The following is a 16,724-nucleotide window of genomic DNA, read 5'->3' as shown; positions in this document are numbered from 1 at the left end:
TAACCGTGAGGAGGCTTAACAATGAGCAGGATGTACGAGACGATTTACATCGTCCAGCCGGACCTCGGTGACGAAGAGATCAAAGCTCTTTCCACCAAGGTGCAGGACGTAATCGCCAGCATGAACGGCGATTTCAAGAGACTTGAGGACTGGGGCACCAGGAAACTGGCTTACCCGATCAACAAGAACCCCCGTGGCCGTTACTTTTACCTCCGTTTCGACGCAGATGCCCCGCTGATCGCTGAGCTTGAGCGTCGTCTGCGCCTTGACGACAAGGTGATCAGGTACCAGAGCGTGAAGCTCGAGCAGGAAGTGGTTGCACCGGCAGCCGCTCCGGCCAAAAGTGCCGAGGAAGGGACCGAGGAAGTGGCTGCGGCTGCTACCGAGGCTCCGGCCGAAACGACTACTACGGTGGAGGAATAAGAGATGGCAGACGAAAGAGCACCCCAGAGAACCAGCAGCGGGCCGAGGAAGAAGCGTCCGTTCCAGCGTCGTAAAGTCTGCCGTTTCTGCGCAGACAAGCAGGTAAGCATCGACTACAAAGATCCCCGTACCCTCCGTTACTTCGTTTCGGAGCGCGGCAAGATCATCCCGCGCCGTATTTCCGGCAACTGCTCCAAGCACCAGAGGGAAATCACCGAGGCGATCAAGCGCGCCAGGAACATCGCGCTGCTCCCGATCGCCGGCAGCCACGCAACCGCCTAGGTGCCGCTGACGGTGAATCCGTTGCAGGGGAAGATTTTAGATGTGATCAAGGGGAGCGTCGCCACGGTGACGCTCTTCCTTGCTTTCGTCTATCTCCCCGTGGTCGGCACCATCCCCGGGCTGTTCGCCTCGGCCCCGGCCGCGTTCTACGCGGTCAAGCAGGGGCGGGTGGTCGGCCTGGCCATTGTTCTGGCCAGCTGCGCCATTCTTCTCGGAATCGGTGATCCGGCCGCAACGGCGATCTACTTACTACAGGCCGGCGTGCTGTCGCTGGCGCTTCCCGAGTTCCTGCTCAGGAACAAGGGGGGGGCGCGTTCCGTCATCTACTCGGTGGCGGTCACCATCACGGTACTTTTGGTCGCCGCGGTAGTGTACGGCATGACCACCGGCGCCGACCTGCATGCCAAGATCAGCAAGGGCGTGCAGACGAGCATCAACCAGACCTCGCAGATCTACCAGAAGGCGGGTGTCAAGGGCGACGAGCTCAAGGCGCTGCAGGACTCGATGCACCAGGCCGGACAGCTGGTGATTACCATTTATCCCGCGCTGGTGACTGTGGCCTACGGGATGATCGCCTGCATGAACCTGATGCTCCTCGCCGGGATAGCGGCGCGCCTGCGCATACCGCTGTACGCCGGGGATTTCAGGAAGTACAAGAATCCGGAGCCGCTGATCTGGCTGTTGATCGTGTCGGGTTTCGGCACGCTGGTTCCGGATACCCTGGTGCACCTCGCTGCCCTGAACGTGTTGATCGTCCTCGGCGCTGTCTACTCGGCCCAAGGGTTTGCGATCATCAGCTTTTTCTTCAGGAAGCTCCAGGTTCCGGTCTTTATCAGACTTTTGGCAAGCCTGCTCCTGATCTTCCAGCCCATGATGGTGCTGGCGGTGGCGGCGCTGGGCGTATTTGATCTCTGGGCGGACTTCCGGTCCCCCAATAAACAGGAAAACCTGTAACTAACCAGGCTAGGAGGCAACACATGAAGGTCATTCTCAAAGAAAACGTAGAGCATCTCGGCAACATCGGCGACATCGTGAAAGTAGCACCGGGCTACGCCAGGAACTACCTGCTCCCGAAGGGCTTCGCCATCGAGGCCACCGAGAAGAACGCCAAGGCTCTCGAGCACGCCAAGCGTCACCTCGAGTACAAGAAAAACAAGGTTCTCGAAGCTGCCAAGCTGATCGCAGCCAAGATCGAGGGCATCACCCTTTCCATCGCTCACCAGGCTGGTGCTGACGACAAGCTTTTCGGCGCCGTCACCAACATGGAACTGGCCGAGCAGCTCAAAGCCGCCGGCGTGGAAATCGACCGCAAGCGCATCGTCCTTGCCGAGCCGATCAAACACCTGGGCGAGTTCACCGCAACCGTGAAACTCCACCCGGAAGTGGTCGCTACCCTGAAAGTCGTGATCACCAAGGCCTAAGCCTTGCTGCAAAACCTGCAGTTTCAGTAATAATGAAGGGCCGCCTCCCCAGGGAGTGCGGCCCTTTTACGTTTGGTGGCGTGGTCGCCGCTTGGGGGAGCCGTGAACATCGAGAAACATCATAAGCAGGACATCGCCACGCGGCAGGTGGAGACGGCGCTCTTGCTCTACTTCGCGCAGAAGGACCTTTTCAGCGTTATCACCCTTGCTGGCGCCGCCGAGGAAATTTTCCGAGAGTTGCTGCGGTTGCAGGAGCCCGGGGAGAAGCAGAGCCCCTTTCGGTCGGTCCTGGAGTTGTTGCGGCCAGCAAAGACGCGGGTGCGCGAAGAGGTTTCGTCGGCGCACGAGACGGATCTGTACGTGCACATGGACGTACGGCACGAGGCGGAGTTCCTGCTAGGGCGTGCAATAGACGACTACTTTTCGCTGACCGGTGAGTTGAGCGGCAACATGAGGAAGTTCAACGAGGAGGTTAGGAGCAGGAGAGGGTCGCTAGGCGCAGCGGGCGGAACTTTGGGAGGCAAAGAATTCCGGGGATTTGATCAGACGCAGGTTCCGTCATATCTGAGGTGGCAATTTCACTCACCCCTGCGCGAACAAGCGCTACGGGGCGCAAGCCCGCAAGGGGATGGCATCCTTACCATCCCGGCAGACTCCTTTTCTCCAACACGAATGACAAGGTTTTACAGCCCCGCTTTCCCAGGCCTGGTGTCCGCTCACCCAGCGTTCTGTTCGCATGGCAGCTACAAAGGAGCCCGAGGACTCGTAATAGTGTTGAGCCTTCTCAAGCCCCAACGGTTTTCGCTGCGGCCGAGTCGTGCGCTGAGTTGTTCTCAGTGCTACTCATGCAGGAGACGGTTGCGCCGACAGGATATGTGGTTATATTTGTGTGATCACATTAAAGGCGTTATGCGGCGCGTTTGCTGCGCTTGGCCCTGCAGGGGCGGAAGCAGCAGCGACGCGGCGCTACGCGGGGCGGCGCTACGCGGGGCGGCCGATCCAATGGGCGGGCGCGAAAGGGGGCACACATGAACAAGAAAGTTGGCGTGCTGCTTGTGCATGGTATGGGAACTTTGGCCGACGACTTCGCACACGACATGGTCTACGAATTGCGTGAGAGGATTTCGGGGCGTGGCCTGAACAGGGACGAGGTCGCCTGGCAAGGGGTCTACTGGGCCCCGCTGCTTTCGGCCCGGGAGCACCAGATCTGGGTCGACCTGGCGGCCAACAACGACCTGAACTGGGCCAAGTTGCGCAAGTTCTTCCTGAACGCCTTCGGCACCATGAGCTCCTACCACGCTTCCGGTAACCGAACCGAAAACCTCTATCACAGGATCCACGGCGTGGTGCACCAGGGCATTCAGCAACTGCGGGCCAAGCTGGGGGACCAGGACAAGCCTCTCATCGTCGTAGCACACTCCGTCGGTTCGGTGTTCATGTCCAATTACATCTGGGACCGTCAGAAAGGGTACGACCGGGAGCGCTACGGAAGCACGCCCTTTGAGCGCATGGAGACGCTGACCGGCCTAGTGACGCTGGGGAGCAATATCCCGCTATTTTGCGTGGACAAGGAGAACCTCGCCTGCATCGAGTTTCCCCCTCCTACTCTGACTGAACCGCTTCGGAAAAAGGCAAAGTGGCTGAACCTTTATGATTCGGACGACGTGCTGGGCTGGCCCCTCAAGCCGCTCAGCTCAAGCTACTCGGCGGCGGTATCCGAGGATGTCGAGGTGAGTGTCGGCAACATCCTGACCTCCTGGAACCCGGCCAATCACTCCGCCTACTGGAGTGACGAGACCGTGATCAAGCCCATGGTGTATCTCTTGAGCACAATTCTGGAGGCGACCCATGCGCCGCCCGCCGTGGCCTCGGAGGCGCAGTCGATGCCGATTGGGCAATAGGAACAAGAAGCAAAGCCTCCCTGTCCCCCCTTCGCAAAGGGGGGGACGCCTCAGCGGATGCAGCGCTTCGTGGCAAATGTATCTTGGTTCAAAGATCTTCAAAGAAGCTATATCTGATATCACAAAAAAAGGCGCTCGTTTGAGCGCCTTTTTCTTTCTGCTTATCCAGCTTTCTGGACTTACACGATCTTCTGCATACCTTTCATGGCGGCGCGGAGTTCGGCGCCGACTTCTTCGACGAGGTGCTCGCGAATCTCGGCGTTGACGGCGACCAGCAACTGGTTGTCGACGCTGTTGTCCTTGACGTCGAGACCTTTGCCGATCACGTCGGTGCCGACCTTGCTCATGAAGTCAGCCAGCAACGGTACGCAGGCGTGGGAGAAGAGGTAGCAGCCATACTCGGCGGTGTCGGAGATGACGCGGTTCATTTCGTACAGCTTCTTCCTGGCGATGGTGTTGGCGATGAGCGGGGTCTCGTGCAGCGACTCGTAGTAAGCGCTCTCCGGCTCGATGCCGGTCTGCACCATGGTCTCAAAGGCAAGTTCGACGCCGGCCTTCACCATGGCAACCATGAGGATCGCCTTGTCGAAGTATTCCTGCTCGGAGATGTCGCCGGCTGCCTCGGTCTTCTCAAAAGCGGTCTGGCCGGTCTGCTCGCGCCAGGTGAGGAGTTTCACGTCGTCGTTGGCCCAGTCCTCCATCATGGTGCGGGAGAACTCGCCACTCATGATGTCGTCCATGTGCTTCTGGAACAGCGGACGCATGATGTCCTTCAGTTCGGAGGCAAGTTTGAAGGCGACCAGTTTGGCGGGATTGGACAGACGATCCATCATGTTGGTGATACCGCCGTGCTTGAGCGCCTCGGTGATGGTCTCCCAACCGTACTGGATCAGTTTGACGGCGTAGGGAGCGGCGATGCCGTTCTGGGTCATCTTGTCGAAGCAGAGGAGCGCGCCCGCCTGCAGCATGCCGCAGAGGATGGTCTGCTCGCCCATGAGGTCGGATTTCACCTCGGCCACGAACGAGGACTCGAGCACGCCGGCGCGGTCGCCGCCCTGTGCGGAGGCCAGGGCTTTAGCGATCTCAAGGCCGTCGCCTTTGGGGTCGTTCTCGCCGTGAACGGCGATCAGGGTCGGTACGCCGAAGCCGCGCTTGTACTCTGCGCGGACCTCGGAACCCGGGCACTTCGGAGCCACCATGATGACGGTCAGGTCCTTGCGGATCTGGGTCCCTTCTTCAACGATGTTGAAGCCGTGGGCATAGCTGAACACAGCGCCTTGCTTCATGAACGGGATGACGGTTGCAACGACATTGCTGTGCTGCTTGTCCGGGGCAAGGTTCATGACGATGTCGGCGGTCGGGAGCAGTTCTTCGTAGGAGCCGACCTTGAAGCCGTTGTCCACCGCATTCTGGTAGGACTGGCGCTTCTGCTCGATGGCTTCTTTGCGGAGGGTGTAGGAGACGTCGAGACCGCTGTCGCGCATGTTGAGGCCCTGGTTGAGGCCCTGTGCGCCGCAGCCCACGATGACGATCTTCTTGCCTTTCACGTACTCGCAGCCGTTGGAGAACTCGGAAGCGTCCATGAAGCGGCAGGTGCCCAGTTCCTGAAGCTGGCGACGCAGCGGCAGGGTGTTGAAGTAGTTCTGTCCCATCTTTCCCTCCTGAATATATCGTGTGGTGTGGTTAGTGGCGGTTTGTAGTGTGAAAGTGTGGCGAATGTATACCAAATTTTACATTGCGTAAATTGATTTGTTGTGCATATTGTGTTGCGTGCGACGCAATGCTAAAGACAACTGCTTGGGAAGAATGGGCGTTGTGGGAGAGATGGGAGTTATGGAGGGCCGAATGGATCTGCGTGAGCTGGAAATATTTCTTACGGTGGCGGAACTGAAACATTTCGGACGGGCGAGCCAGGCGTGCAACCTGAGCCCCTCGGCCCTGACCCGCACCATTCAGCGCATGGAGGAGGAACTGGAACAACCGCTTTTCCTGCGCGACAACCGGACGGTGACCCTGTCGCCGGCGGGTGAACGACTGAGGGCGTACGCACGTCTTTGCCTCAACGAATGGCAGGGCCTGCGCTCCTCGATGAAAAACGAACAGACCGTTGCCGGGTCCCTATCTATATATGCATCGATCACGGCGGTCTACAGCCTGCTTCCGGAACTACTGGAGTCATACCGGGAGAAGTACCCAGAGGTGCAACTGGAGTTGAGGACCGGTGCGGCGGAACAGGCGGTGGCGCAGGTGCAAAGCGGGGAGATCGATCTCGCGGTGGCGGCGTTCCCGGACGGGCCGCGCTCCAACATCCAGTTCCTTCCCATTGTCACCATCCCGCTTATCTTCATAGCGCCGCGACGGTCGGGCGCCGTCGAGGTTCCGGTCAAAGGGGAGTGTCTGGATCTTTCCCGCGCGCCGCTGGTGTTGCCGCAGACGGGTCTTTCACGCAGGCGCCTGGACCAGTGGCTCAAGGAGCACCGCATCACCCCCAACATCACCTCCGAGGTTTCGGGGAACGAGGCTATCATCGCCATGGTGCGGCTGGGATGCGGCGTCGGCATCGTGCCGCAACTGGTTCTTGAGCGCAGCCCATTCCGGGACGAAGTGGTCGTCCTGGAGAACGCACCGGAGTTGAAACCCTACGAGGTAGGGCTTTGCACTAGCAAGAGAAACCTGCAGCGGCCGAGCGTGAAGGCGTTTTGGCAACTGGCAGAGGAGCAGTCATCGAAACAAGGGCAGCTCACGCAAAAACGGGAAGAGACAAAGGCTTAAGTAAGAGAAATCATCAAACAGGGATGAAGGGCATGTAAGGGATCAAAGAAATGGCAGTCTCTCGTGAAATGAGAGAGTCGTTTTGGTTTTATCCCTTTTATCCTTTTTATCCCTGTTAGAGCTGTTAACTTTGCGTCTTTGCGCCTTTGCGTGAGACGGTTTTCGCCTTGCCTTCGTTTCACCCATGTGCTATATAAGTTTGCTGTTTAAAATTCGCACGCCATTGCAGTCCTTGCCGGCGGTGCCCGCTTAGCGGGTTCCGGTATCGATGGGTGGCGGAGGGAAAACCAAAAGGAGAAGCAAACATGTCGAACATCACCATGAAAGAACTGCTGGAAGCCGGCGTCCACTTCGGACACCAGACCAAGAGATGGAACCCGAAAATGAAGCCGTACATCTTCGGCGCTCGTAACGGGATCTACATCATCGACCTGCAGAAGACCGTAAGGCTCTTCAAAAACGCCTACAGCTTCGTCACCGACGCTGCCCAGGCTGGTGAGACCATCCTCTTCGTCGGCACCAAGAAGCAGGCTCAGGATTCCGTGGCTGAAGAGGCACAGCGTTGCGGGCAGTTCTACGTCAACGACCGTTGGCTGGGTGGCATGCTCACCAACTTCGCCACCGTCAAGCAGAGCATCGACCGTCTCAAGCGTCTCGACGCCATGATCGCTGACGGCACCATCGAGGCCTACACCAAGAAAGAGCAGCTCAAGCTTGCCAAAGAGCGTGAGAAGCTCGAGAAGACCCTGGGCGGCATCAAGGGCATGGGCAAGGTTCCGGGCGTGCTGTTCGTAGTTGACCCGAAAAACGAAGAGATCGCTGTCAGCGAAGCCAAGAAGCTTGGCATCCCGGTTGTCGCAATCGTCGACACCAACTGCGATCCGGACGACATCAACTACGTCATCCCGGGCAACGACGACGCTATCCGCGCCATCCGCCTGCTGACCAGCAAGATGGCTGACGCAGTTCTCGAAGGTGCCCAAGCTCGCAACGCCCGTCTCCAGACCGGTGCCGAGGAGGAGTTCTCCACCGAGGGCGAGGAAGTGGCTGAAGAGGTTACCGCAGAGGCCTAAGCCTCCCCATCCGCGGCAACCGCAACACCTATCAATAACACAATGACTAAGAAACCCGCGCCGCCAAGGCGCGGGTGACTGTGGAGGATAACGTGAGCATTACAGCTGCACAGGTAAACGAACTCAGGAAAGTAACCGGCGCCGGCCTCATGGACTGCAAGAAGGCCCTGACCGAAACCAACGGCGATCACGAGAAAGCGATCGACTACCTGCGTACCAAGGGTCTGGCTGCCGCCTCCAAGAAGGCTGGCCGCGCCGCCACCGAGGGCCTGGTCGGCTCCTACATCCACGCCGGCGGCAAGATCGGCGTCCTGGTCGAAGTCAACTGCGAGACCGACTTCGTTGCCAAGAACGAAAACTTCCAGGCTTTCGTGAAGGACATCGCGATGCACATCGCTGCAGCTTCCCCGCTGTACGTCCGTCGTGAGGAAGTTCCCGCAGAGTTGATCGAGCGCGAGAAAGCAATCTACCGCGAGAAAGCCAAAGAGAGCGGCAAACCGGCGGCCATCATCGAGAAAATCCTCGACGGCCAGATCAACAAGTTCTTCGGCGACATCTGCCTCATGGAGCAGGCCTACGTTAAGGACCCGGACAAGACCATCCAGACCTTCCTCAACGAGACCATCGCTTCCATCGGCGAGAACATGAGCATCCGTCGCTTCGCCAAGTTCGTGCTCGGCGAAGGCCTCGCCAAGAAGGAGAACGATTTCGCGGCAGAGGTCGCCGCGGCGGCCGGCGTGTAACACGTTCCAAACGGAGCCGGCCATGAAAATGGGCGGCTCTTTTTTTATCTGTAGCAAGGCAAAAGGCGCTGCGCGGGAGGTTCTCGCCCCGGCGGGCGCACCGCACGCGGTACATCGCTGCGGAACCTGTTCTGCGTAAGGGCTTTTTGCCGTCAAAAAAGGCAAGGTGACTACGATGGCAGAACCGTATTACAAAAGAGTACTTCTTAAGCTTTCCGGCGAGGCCCTCGGCGGCGACCAGGGGTACGGCATCGACCCCAACACCATCACCGCCATCGCCCGCGAGGTGAAGCAGGTGGTCGAACTTGGCGTCGAGCTGTGCCTCGTTATCGGTGGCGGCAACATCTTCCGCGGCGTCGCTGCCTCCTCCAAGGGGATGGACCGCGCCAGCGCCGACTACATGGGCATGCTGGCCACCATGATCAACTCCCTTGCCATGCAGGACGCCCTGGAGAAGGTCGGCGTCGATACCCGCGTCCAGTCCGCCATCGGTATGGCCGAGGTCGCCGAGCCCTACATCCGCCGGCGCGCCATCAGGCACCTGGAAAAGGGCAGGGTGGTTATCTTCGGTGCCGGCACCGGCAACCCCTACTTCACCACCGACACCGCCGCGAGCCTTAGGGCCATGGAGATCGGCGCCGACGTGATCCTCAAGGGGACCAAGGTGGACGGCGTCTACTCCGCCGACCCCAACAAGGACAAGAACGCCACCAAGTACGACACGCTCAGCTACCTCGAGGTCCTCAGGAAAGGGCTCCAGGTTATGGACGCCACCGCGATCTCGCTGTGCATGGATAACAGCCTTCCGATCATCGTGTTCGACGTGACGACTGACGGCAATGTCGTACGTGTTGTCAACGGCGAGCCGATCGGCACCCTCGTCAAAGAAGGAGAATAGCATGATCAAGGATGTCATCGCCGATATGAACGTCCACATGGACAAGACCATAGAGTCGCTCAGGAAGGAGTACCAGAAGGTCCGCACCGGTCGCGCCAGCACCGCGCTTCTGGACGACATCAAGGTCGATTCCTACGGCACGCTTTCGCCGCTGAACCAGGTGGCCTCCCTCGCGATTCCCGAGGCGCGCACCATCACCATCCAGCCCTGGGACAACAAGATGATCGGCCCCATCGAGAAGGCGATCATGAACGCAAACCTGGGCCTTACTCCGGCTAACGACGGCAAGTTGATCCGCCTTGTTCTCCCGCCCCTCACTGAGGAGCGCAGGAAGGACATCGCCAAGCAGTTGAAGCGCGACGCCGAGGAGTCCAAGGTGGCCCTGAGGAACATCCGTCGCGACGCCATCGACAAGCTGAAGAAACTCGAGAAGGACAAGCAGATCTCCGAGGACGAGCTGAAGCGCGCCGAGAAGGACGTGCAGGATTCCACCAACAAGTACGTCGCCAAGTGCGATGAGGTGCTGGCCCACAAGGAAAAAGAGGTTATGGAGGTCTGACGGACCGACAGATCAGGGGGGAGCTTGGCTCCCCCTTGAGCCTCCGCCGTCCGTCCGCACTGCTCCCTCAAGTAAACCCCCGATCCAAAGGGGATTTTTTGTTTTCAGGATGCTCATGGACCACAGCTTAGACCCCAAGAAACTTCCGAAGCACCTCGCCGTCATCATGGACGGCAACGGCCGCTGGGCCAAACAGCGCATGCTGCGCAGGATCGTTGGGCATCAAAAAGGTGTTGAGACCGTCCGGGTCATCGTCGAGGAGTGTTCGCGCCTGGGGATTGGCTACCTGACCCTGTTCGCCTTCTCCGCGGAGAACTGGCTGCGCCCCAAGACTGAGGTCAAGGCGCTCATGGCGTTGTTGAAGCAGTACATCCGCAGCGAGACCGCCCGGATGATGCAGAACAACATCCGCTTCAACGTGATTGGCAACCGCACCGACCTCCCCGAGGACGTGAACCGGGAGATCCAGGCGACCATCGACAAGACCGCGGGCAATAGCGGCATGCTGCTCACCCTGGCGCTCTCCTACGGCAGCCGCCAGGAGATCGTGACGGCAGCCAAGCGGCTGGCTTGCGAGGTGGCGGCAGGACGGCTCGCCCCGGAACAGATCGACGAGAACTCCTTTACCGGATCCCTTTTTACCGCCGGGATTCCGGACCCGGATCTCCTGATCAGGACCAGCGGGGAGATGCGCATCAGCAACTTCCTGCTCTGGCAGCTTGCCTACGCCGAGCTTTACTTCACCGAGGTCAACTGGCCCGATTTCGACAAGCACGAGCTGGCGCGGGCCTTCCGCGACTACCAGTCCAGAGAGCGCAGGTTCGGCATGACCAGCGAACAGCTGGTAGAGACGCCGTCCTAGTTCCGGGGCTCGCCCCGAAGGAGTCCGCCATCAAACGACTAGCCACCGCAGCGGTCCTGCTGCCCCTCGTGATTGTTTTCATCCTGAAGGCGTCGGTATTCCAGTTCTCCCTGCTGGTGTCCCTGCTCGCCCTCCTGGGGTTGGACGAGTTCTACCGTATGGCGCTGCCGCAGCGCCGCGGCGAGGGGCGGGTAGCCGCTGTCGCCGGCGCCGGCGCCGTCTTCGCGGTCTTCTCTGGGAACCCGGTGCTGCCGCTGTTCACCCTTACCACCCTGGTGCTCGCTTTCACCCTGGTTGCCCTTTTTCGGCTCAAGGACATCAAGCAGGCCGCCCCTGACGTCGCCCTCGTCCTGATGGGCTTTCTCTATGTGCCGCTTCTGCTGGTGCACCTGGTGCTGGTCAGGTCGCTCCCCAACGGCGTCTCATGGCTGTTCCTGATCATGGTGATCGTCATGGCCGGCGACAGTGCCGCCTACTACGTTGGCTCCACGTTGGGCAAACACCGCCTTTATCCGGCGGTGAGTCCCAAAAAAAGTGTCGAGGGCGCGCTGGGTGGCCTGTGCGGCAGTGTCATAGGAGCGATCATCGTCAAGTTCACCTTCTTCCACCAGCTCGCCATCGGCGACTGCTTCGCCGCCGCGCTCCTCCTGGGTGTGCTGGGGCAGTTGGGCGACCTGTTCGAGTCGCTTATCAAGAGAAGCTGCGGCGTGAAGGACTCCGGCTCGATCATCCCCGGGCACGGTGGCATCCTGGACCGGCTTGATTCGATTTTGTTCGCGGCGCCGGCGGCTTACTACTACGCCTTTTTCCTTTTTTAGGATCGGGTGCCGCGCCGCCGTTGCCACCGCAGCGCTGGAGCGGGCAGCACCACAAAAATATCCGCTAGTTAGCCTGTCGCACCACTTGACTTGAGACATCTGCGAGGGAAAATGAAAAATCTTACCATTTTGGGCTCGACAGGATCGATCGGGGTAAGCACCCTTGAGGTAGTCGCCGCGCACCCGGACAAGTTCCGCGTGGTGGCGCTTACCGCGGGGTCCAACCTGGAACTTCTGAAGCAGCAGATCGAAACCTTTAAGCCCGACCTCGTCTCGGTGCTGACCGCCGACAAGGCCAAGGCGCTGAGCCGCTCCCTGGGCGGTAAAAAACCCCAGATCATGCACGGCGTAGAAGGGCTGATCGCGGCCGCCACCGCCGCCGACACCACCATGGTGGTAGCTGCTATCGTCGGCGCCGCAGGTCTCGTCCCGACCGCTGCGGCCATCATGGCTGGCAAGGACGTTGCCCTGGCCAACAAGGAGACCCTGGTCACAGCCGGGCACCTGATCATGAAGATGGTGCGCGATAAGGGCGTGCGCCTGTACCCGGTCGACTCCGAGCACTGCGCCGTGTTCCAGTCCATGGCCGGCCATCGCACCGAAGACATCGCCAAGGTCATCCTGACCGCCTCGGGGGGGCCGTTCCTGAACTGGGGCAAGGAGAAACTTGCCGGCGCCACCGTGGCCGACGCGCTGAACCACCCCAACTGGAGCATGGGGAAAAAGATCACGGTGGATTCCGCCAGCATGATGAACAAGGGGCTCGAGGTGATTGAAGCCCGCTGGCTCTTCGACATCCCGGTTGAGCGGATCGCGGTCAACATCCACCCCCAGAGCATCGTGCACTCCATGGTCGAGTACGTCGACGGCAGCGTCATGGCGCAACTGGGCGTGCCCGACATGAAGGGGCCGATCGCCTACGCGCTCACCTATCCCGGGCGCGTTGCCTCCGGGGTGAAGCCGCTCGATCTCACCGCGCTGTCGGGGCTCACCTTCTTCAATCCCGATACCGACCGTTTCCCTGCGCTGAAGCTCGCTTACGACGCGGTGCAGGCCGGGGAGAGCATGCCGGCGGTTATGAACGCCGCCAATGAGATTGCAGTGGAGAGTTTTCTCTCCGGCCGGATTGGCTTCATGGCCATCTCCCAGACCATTGCCAAGGTGATGGACCTGCATACCCCGCGCTCCCTGCACTCCATCGAGGAGGTGCTGGAAGCCGACCGCTGGGGGAGAAGGACCGCGAAAGAAGTACTCGGCACCACTTAATCCTTTACCGCTTCGTCCGTCGCTTTGTGCCGCTGGGCCGGGGCGCCGGGGTGTACCCGACCACACCGACAGAGGGACCATATGAGCATATTCTGGGCCATCATCGCCCTCGGGGCGCTGATCTTCATTCATGAGCTGGGGCACTTCCTGTTTGCCAAAACGTTCAAAGTCGGGGTCGAGAAATTCTCCCTTGGCTTTGGTCCTAAGCTGCTCAGCAAACAGGTGGGCGAGACCGAGTACCTGCTTTCCGCGCTCCCCTTGGGGGGCTACGTCAAGATGGTAGGGGAGGGGGAGGACGTCGAGGTCTCCGAAGAGGACCGCAAGCGCTCCTTCGCCGACAAGCCGGTGCTGCAGCGCATCGTCATCGTCGCGGCCGGGCCGATCTTCAACCTCCTGTTCGCCTACGTCATCTTCATCGTTATCTACATGTTCCTCGGTGTTCCCGCCGTCACCACCAAAGTGGGCGAGGTGCTCCCGGACAAGCCGGCGGCACGTGCCGGGATCAAAACCGGCGACGCCATCAAGAGCGTGAACGGCAGGCCGGTGACCCGCTGGGACGAGTTCGCCAAGATCATCTTCGATGGCAAGGCCGTGCCGGTGCAGCTCGAGGTGCAGCGCGGCACCTCGCTGCTCAAGTTCACCATGGTGCCGGAGACGACCACCAGCAAGAACCTCCTCGGTGAGAAGGTTATCCGGCCCGTGATCGGCGTGGTCGCCGCCGGCGAGACCGTCACCGACCATTTCCCCCCCGGTGAGGCCATCGTCAAGGGGAGCGCCCAGTGCTGGAACGTGATCGAACTGACTGTGCTCTCTTTGGTGCGCCTGGTGGAGCGGGCCATCCCGCTGGACAACATCGGCGGGCCGATCATGATCGTCAAGATGGCCGGTGAACAGGCTGCGGCGGGCGGAGTGAGCTTCCTCGCTTTCGTGGCGCTGTTGTCGGTGAACCTGGGTGTGCTGAACCTTTTGCCGGTGCCGATCCTGGACGGCGGACACCTGGCCTTCTTCTTCATCGAGCTGGTCACGGGGAAGCCGCTTTCCAAGCGGACGCGCGAGATCGCACAGCAGGTGGGACTCGTCCTCCTGATCAGCCTCATGATGCTTGCCTTCTACAACGACATCGCGCGCATGATCGCGAGCAAGGCGTAAGACTTTGAAGATACTCACCGTCGACACCTCCAGCAACTGCTCCTCGGTTTCCTTGAGCGATGACGCAACCCTCTTGGGCGAGTGCCTTTTGGGCGAAGACCGCAGTAACTCCGGACGCCTGATGGACTCCATTTCGAGCCTGCTACAGGCCGCCAGGCTTACCCCCGAAGGGATTGATTGCTTCGCCGTATCCCTGGGGCCCGGCTCCTTCACGGGAGTGCGGGTTGGCATCGCCACCGTCAAGGGGCTCGCGCTCGCCACCGGCAAACCCGTGGTCGGCTTTTCTTCCCTGGCCATGTTGGCCATGAACCTCCCCTACAGTTCGGAGCAGGTAGCACCCCTGTTCGACGCCAGGAAAGGAGAGGTGTACGGCGCTCTGTACCGCTGCGGCGCTCTTCCCGATGTCGTCGAGGCCGACACGGTGCTCTCCCCGCAGGACTTTCTCGCACTGGTGAAGCACCCCACCATCTTCGTCGGCGACGGCGCCGTCCGTTACCGTGACCTGATCCAGGACTCCCTCGGAGACCTCGCCATCTTTCCCCCCTGGCACGCCAACCTGCCGCGCGCCTGCGCCGGTGCGGTCATCGCACGCGAATCCGCCCGCGAGGGGAAATTCACCCCGCTTGCCGACCTGAACCCCACCTACCTGCGTGCCTCCGAGGCCGAGATCGCCAAGAGAAAGCGTGAGTCTGTTTAACGCCGTTTTAGTCGGTTGACAGCTTGGTTTTAATGTATTATCGTGTCCCTTCCTACCGTTTCTGGTAACTGCTCTCAACTACTTAGCTTTTGGTAAGACCAACAGTCGGTTTGGTGACCCTGAACAGGGTTCCTGCCGGCGCAGGGAGAACTGCATGCGTAGCGACATGATCACACAAGGGCTGGAGCGCACCCCGCACCGTGCCCTTTTGAAAGGAACCGGCCTGCCACAAAGCGAGATGGGGAAGCCCTTCATCGGCATCGCCACCAGCTTCACCGACCTCATCCCGGGACACGTGGGCATGAGGGATCTTGAGCGTTTCATCGAGAAAGGCGTCCACACCGGGGGCGGCTACTCGTTCTTCTTCGGCATTCCCGGCGTCTGCGACGGCATCTCCATGGGGCACAAGGGGATGCACTACTCCCTCCCGACCCGCGAGCTGATCGCGGACATGGTCGAGTCCGTGGCCGAGGCGCACCGCCTGGACGGCCTGGTGCTTTTGACCAACTGCGACAAGATAACCCCGGGCATGCTCATGGCGGCGGCCCGCCTGGACATCCCCTGCATCGTGGTCACCGCAGGCCCGATGATGAGCGGCCGCGGCGACGCCGGCAGGAAATACTCCTTCGTCACCGACACCTTCGAGGCGATGGCCCGCTACAAGGCCGGCGTCATTGACGACCAGGAACTGGCCCGCTGCGAGGAGAACGCCTGCCCTGGGATGGGCTCCTGCCAGGGACTCTTCACCGCCAATACCATGGCCATCCTCACCGAGACCATGGGCATGAGCCTGCCGCGCTGCGGCACCGCGCTCGCCGTTTCCGCTTTGAAGCGCCGCATCGCCTTCGCCTCCGGCGAGCGCATCGTCGACCTGGTGCGTGAGAACGTCACCCCGCGCTCCATCTTGACCCGCGAGGCGTTCGAGAACGCGATCCGCGTCGACCTGGCGCTGGGCGGCTCCTCCAACACCGTGCTGCACCTGCTCGCCATCGCCCACGAGGCCGGCGTGGAGTTGCCGCTGAACACCTTCGACATCCTCTCCAAGACGACCCCGCAGATCGCCTCGATGAACCCGGCGGGCGAGCACTTCATGGAAGACCTCGACGCCGCCGGCGGCGTGGCCGGCGTCATGAAGCAGTTGGGCGACAAGATCCACGACTGCCCGACCCTGATGGGGCTTTCCACCAAGGAGATCGCGGCGAGCCTGAAAGGGGTGGACGACAGCGTGATCCGCCCGGTGGACGCGCCGGTCAAAAAGGAAGGCGGCATCGCCGTCCTCTTCGGCAACATCGCCCCCCAGGGCGCCGTGGTCAAGCAGTCCGGCGTCGGCGAGAAGATGATGCAGTTCACCGGCACCGCTCGCTGCTTCGATTCCGAAGACATCGCCATGGCAGCCATCATGAACGGCCAGATCAAGAGCGGCGACGTGGTGGTGATCCGCTACGAAGGCCCCAAGGGCGGCCCGGGCATGAGGGAGATGCTGGCGCCTACCGCTGCCATCATGGGTCTGGGCCTGGGAGACTCTGTGGCGCTTATCACCGACGGTCGCTTCTCCGGCGGCACCCGCGGCCCCTGCATCGGCCACATCTCGCCCGAGGCGGCCGTTGGCGGTCCCATTGCCCTCGTTGAAGACGGTGACAAGATCGAACTCGATATTCCGTCCCGTTCCCTGAAGCTCCTCGTGAGCGACGAGGAACTGGTCAGCCGGCGCTCCCGCTGGGTTGCGCCCGAGCCGAAGATCAAGAAGGGTTGGCTCGCCCGCTATGCTAAGGTGGTCACCTCCGCCCACACCGGCGCCATTACCACCGCTGAATAAAACCTCGACCCCCTTTACCGAGGGGCAGAGGGAGGCCCTCCTTT

17 protein-coding genes are annotated in these 16,724 nt (G+C 60.8%); 16 read left to right on the top strand and 1 reads right to left on the bottom strand.

Translation table 11 applies throughout. The features are described from left to right. The first annotated feature begins 21 nt into the window (after positions 1-21). The 5 genes from rpsF (at position 22) to K7R21_RS08295 (ending at position 4,027) form a co-directional block, all read left to right on the top strand. Positions 22-423, top strand: a complete 402-nt coding sequence (gene rpsF / locus K7R21_RS08315; protein ID WP_183350615.1) for a 30S ribosomal protein S6 — start codon at positions 22-24, stop codon at positions 421-423. A 3-nt stretch (positions 424-426) separates the two neighbouring features. After that, positions 427-705 carry a 30S ribosomal protein S18 gene (gene rpsR, locus K7R21_RS08310; RefSeq protein ID WP_135871425.1) on the top strand — a complete coding sequence of 93 codons (279 nt, stop codon included), beginning with the start codon at positions 427-429 and terminating at the stop codon, positions 703-705. Between the two features lie 12 nt (positions 706-717). Further along, positions 718-1,659, top strand: a complete 942-nt coding sequence (locus tag K7R21_RS08305; RefSeq protein ID WP_224982800.1) for a YybS family protein — start codon at positions 718-720, stop codon at positions 1,657-1,659. A gap of 23 nt (positions 1,660-1,682) precedes the next feature. Beyond that, entirely contained in the window at positions 1,683-2,126 is a 444-nt protein-coding gene (gene rplI, locus K7R21_RS08300) for a 50S ribosomal protein L9 (RefSeq protein WP_224982799.1), read from the top strand. Positions 2,127-3,154: 1,028 nt separating this feature from the next. Beyond that, entirely contained in the window at positions 3,155-4,027 is an 873-nt protein-coding gene (locus K7R21_RS08295) for a hypothetical protein (RefSeq protein WP_224982798.1), read from the top strand. Positions 4,028-4,206: 179 nt separating this feature from the next. Here K7R21_RS08295 and ilvC read toward each other — a convergent pair whose 3' ends face one another. Next, positions 4,207-5,679 (bottom strand): ketol-acid reductoisomerase, encoded by a 1,473-nt coding sequence (ilvC, locus tag K7R21_RS08290; protein WP_224982797.1) that lies wholly within the window; start codon positions 5,677-5,679, stop codon positions 4,207-4,209. 193 nt (positions 5,680-5,872) lie between these two features. On the opposite strand from ilvC, the gene ilvY reads away from it, so the two are divergent. The 11 genes from ilvY (at position 5,873) to ilvD (ending at position 16,680) form a co-directional block, all read left to right on the top strand. After that, positions 5,873-6,799, top strand: a complete 927-nt coding sequence (gene ilvY / locus K7R21_RS08285; RefSeq protein WP_224982796.1) for an HTH-type transcriptional activator IlvY — start codon at positions 5,873-5,875, stop codon at positions 6,797-6,799. A gap of 305 nt (positions 6,800-7,104) precedes the next feature. Beyond that, complete coding sequence (gene rpsB, locus K7R21_RS08280) at positions 7,105-7,872, top strand: 30S ribosomal protein S2 (RefSeq protein WP_183350597.1); 768 nt, start codon at positions 7,105-7,107, stop codon at positions 7,870-7,872. 92 nt (positions 7,873-7,964) lie between these two features. Beyond that, complete coding sequence (gene tsf / locus K7R21_RS08275; RefSeq protein ID WP_224982795.1) at positions 7,965-8,615, top strand: translation elongation factor Ts; 651 nt, start codon at positions 7,965-7,967, stop codon at positions 8,613-8,615. 175 nt (positions 8,616-8,790) lie between these two features. Further along, a complete protein-coding gene (pyrH, locus tag K7R21_RS08270; protein ID WP_224982794.1) occupies positions 8,791-9,513 on the top strand; it encodes a UMP kinase in 723 nt (240 codons plus the stop codon). Between the two features lies 1 nt (position 9,514). After that, positions 9,515-10,072 carry a ribosome recycling factor gene (gene frr / locus K7R21_RS08265; protein ID WP_224982793.1) on the top strand — a complete coding sequence of 186 codons (558 nt, stop codon included), beginning with the start codon at positions 9,515-9,517 and terminating at the stop codon, positions 10,070-10,072. Positions 10,073-10,187: 115 nt separating this feature from the next. After that, complete coding sequence (locus K7R21_RS08260) at positions 10,188-10,934, top strand: isoprenyl transferase (RefSeq protein WP_224982792.1); 747 nt, start codon at positions 10,188-10,190, stop codon at positions 10,932-10,934. Between the two features lie 29 nt (positions 10,935-10,963). Continuing rightward, the gene (locus tag K7R21_RS08255) at positions 10,964-11,752 is read left to right on the top strand and encodes a phosphatidate cytidylyltransferase (protein WP_224983426.1); all 789 of its coding nucleotides are present in this window, start codon (positions 10,964-10,966) and stop codon (positions 11,750-11,752) included. 111 nt (positions 11,753-11,863) lie between these two features. Beyond that, the gene (locus K7R21_RS08250; protein WP_224982791.1) at positions 11,864-13,018 is read left to right on the top strand and encodes a 1-deoxy-D-xylulose-5-phosphate reductoisomerase; all 1,155 of its coding nucleotides are present in this window, start codon (positions 11,864-11,866) and stop codon (positions 13,016-13,018) included. Positions 13,019-13,099: 81 nt separating this feature from the next. After that, the gene (gene rseP, locus K7R21_RS08245) at positions 13,100-14,167 is read left to right on the top strand and encodes an RIP metalloprotease RseP (protein ID WP_224982790.1); all 1,068 of its coding nucleotides are present in this window, start codon (positions 13,100-13,102) and stop codon (positions 14,165-14,167) included. A gap of 4 nt (positions 14,168-14,171) precedes the next feature. Continuing rightward, complete coding sequence (tsaB, locus tag K7R21_RS08240; RefSeq protein WP_224982789.1) at positions 14,172-14,864, top strand: tRNA (adenosine(37)-N6)-threonylcarbamoyltransferase complex dimerization subunit type 1 TsaB; 693 nt, start codon at positions 14,172-14,174, stop codon at positions 14,862-14,864. Positions 14,865-15,018: 154 nt separating this feature from the next. After that, positions 15,019-16,680: a dihydroxy-acid dehydratase gene (gene ilvD, locus K7R21_RS08235; protein WP_224982788.1), complete on the top strand. Its 1,662-nt coding sequence runs from the start codon at positions 15,019-15,021 to the stop codon at positions 16,678-16,680. The last annotated feature ends 44 nt before the right edge of the window (positions 16,681-16,724 follow it).

This window comes from Geomonas agri, from assembly GCF_020179605.1.
Taxonomy (GTDB): Bacteria; Desulfobacterota; Desulfuromonadia; order Geobacterales; family Geobacteraceae; genus Geomonas; species Geomonas agri.
This window is presented reverse-complemented; position numbering and strand designations above follow the sequence as displayed.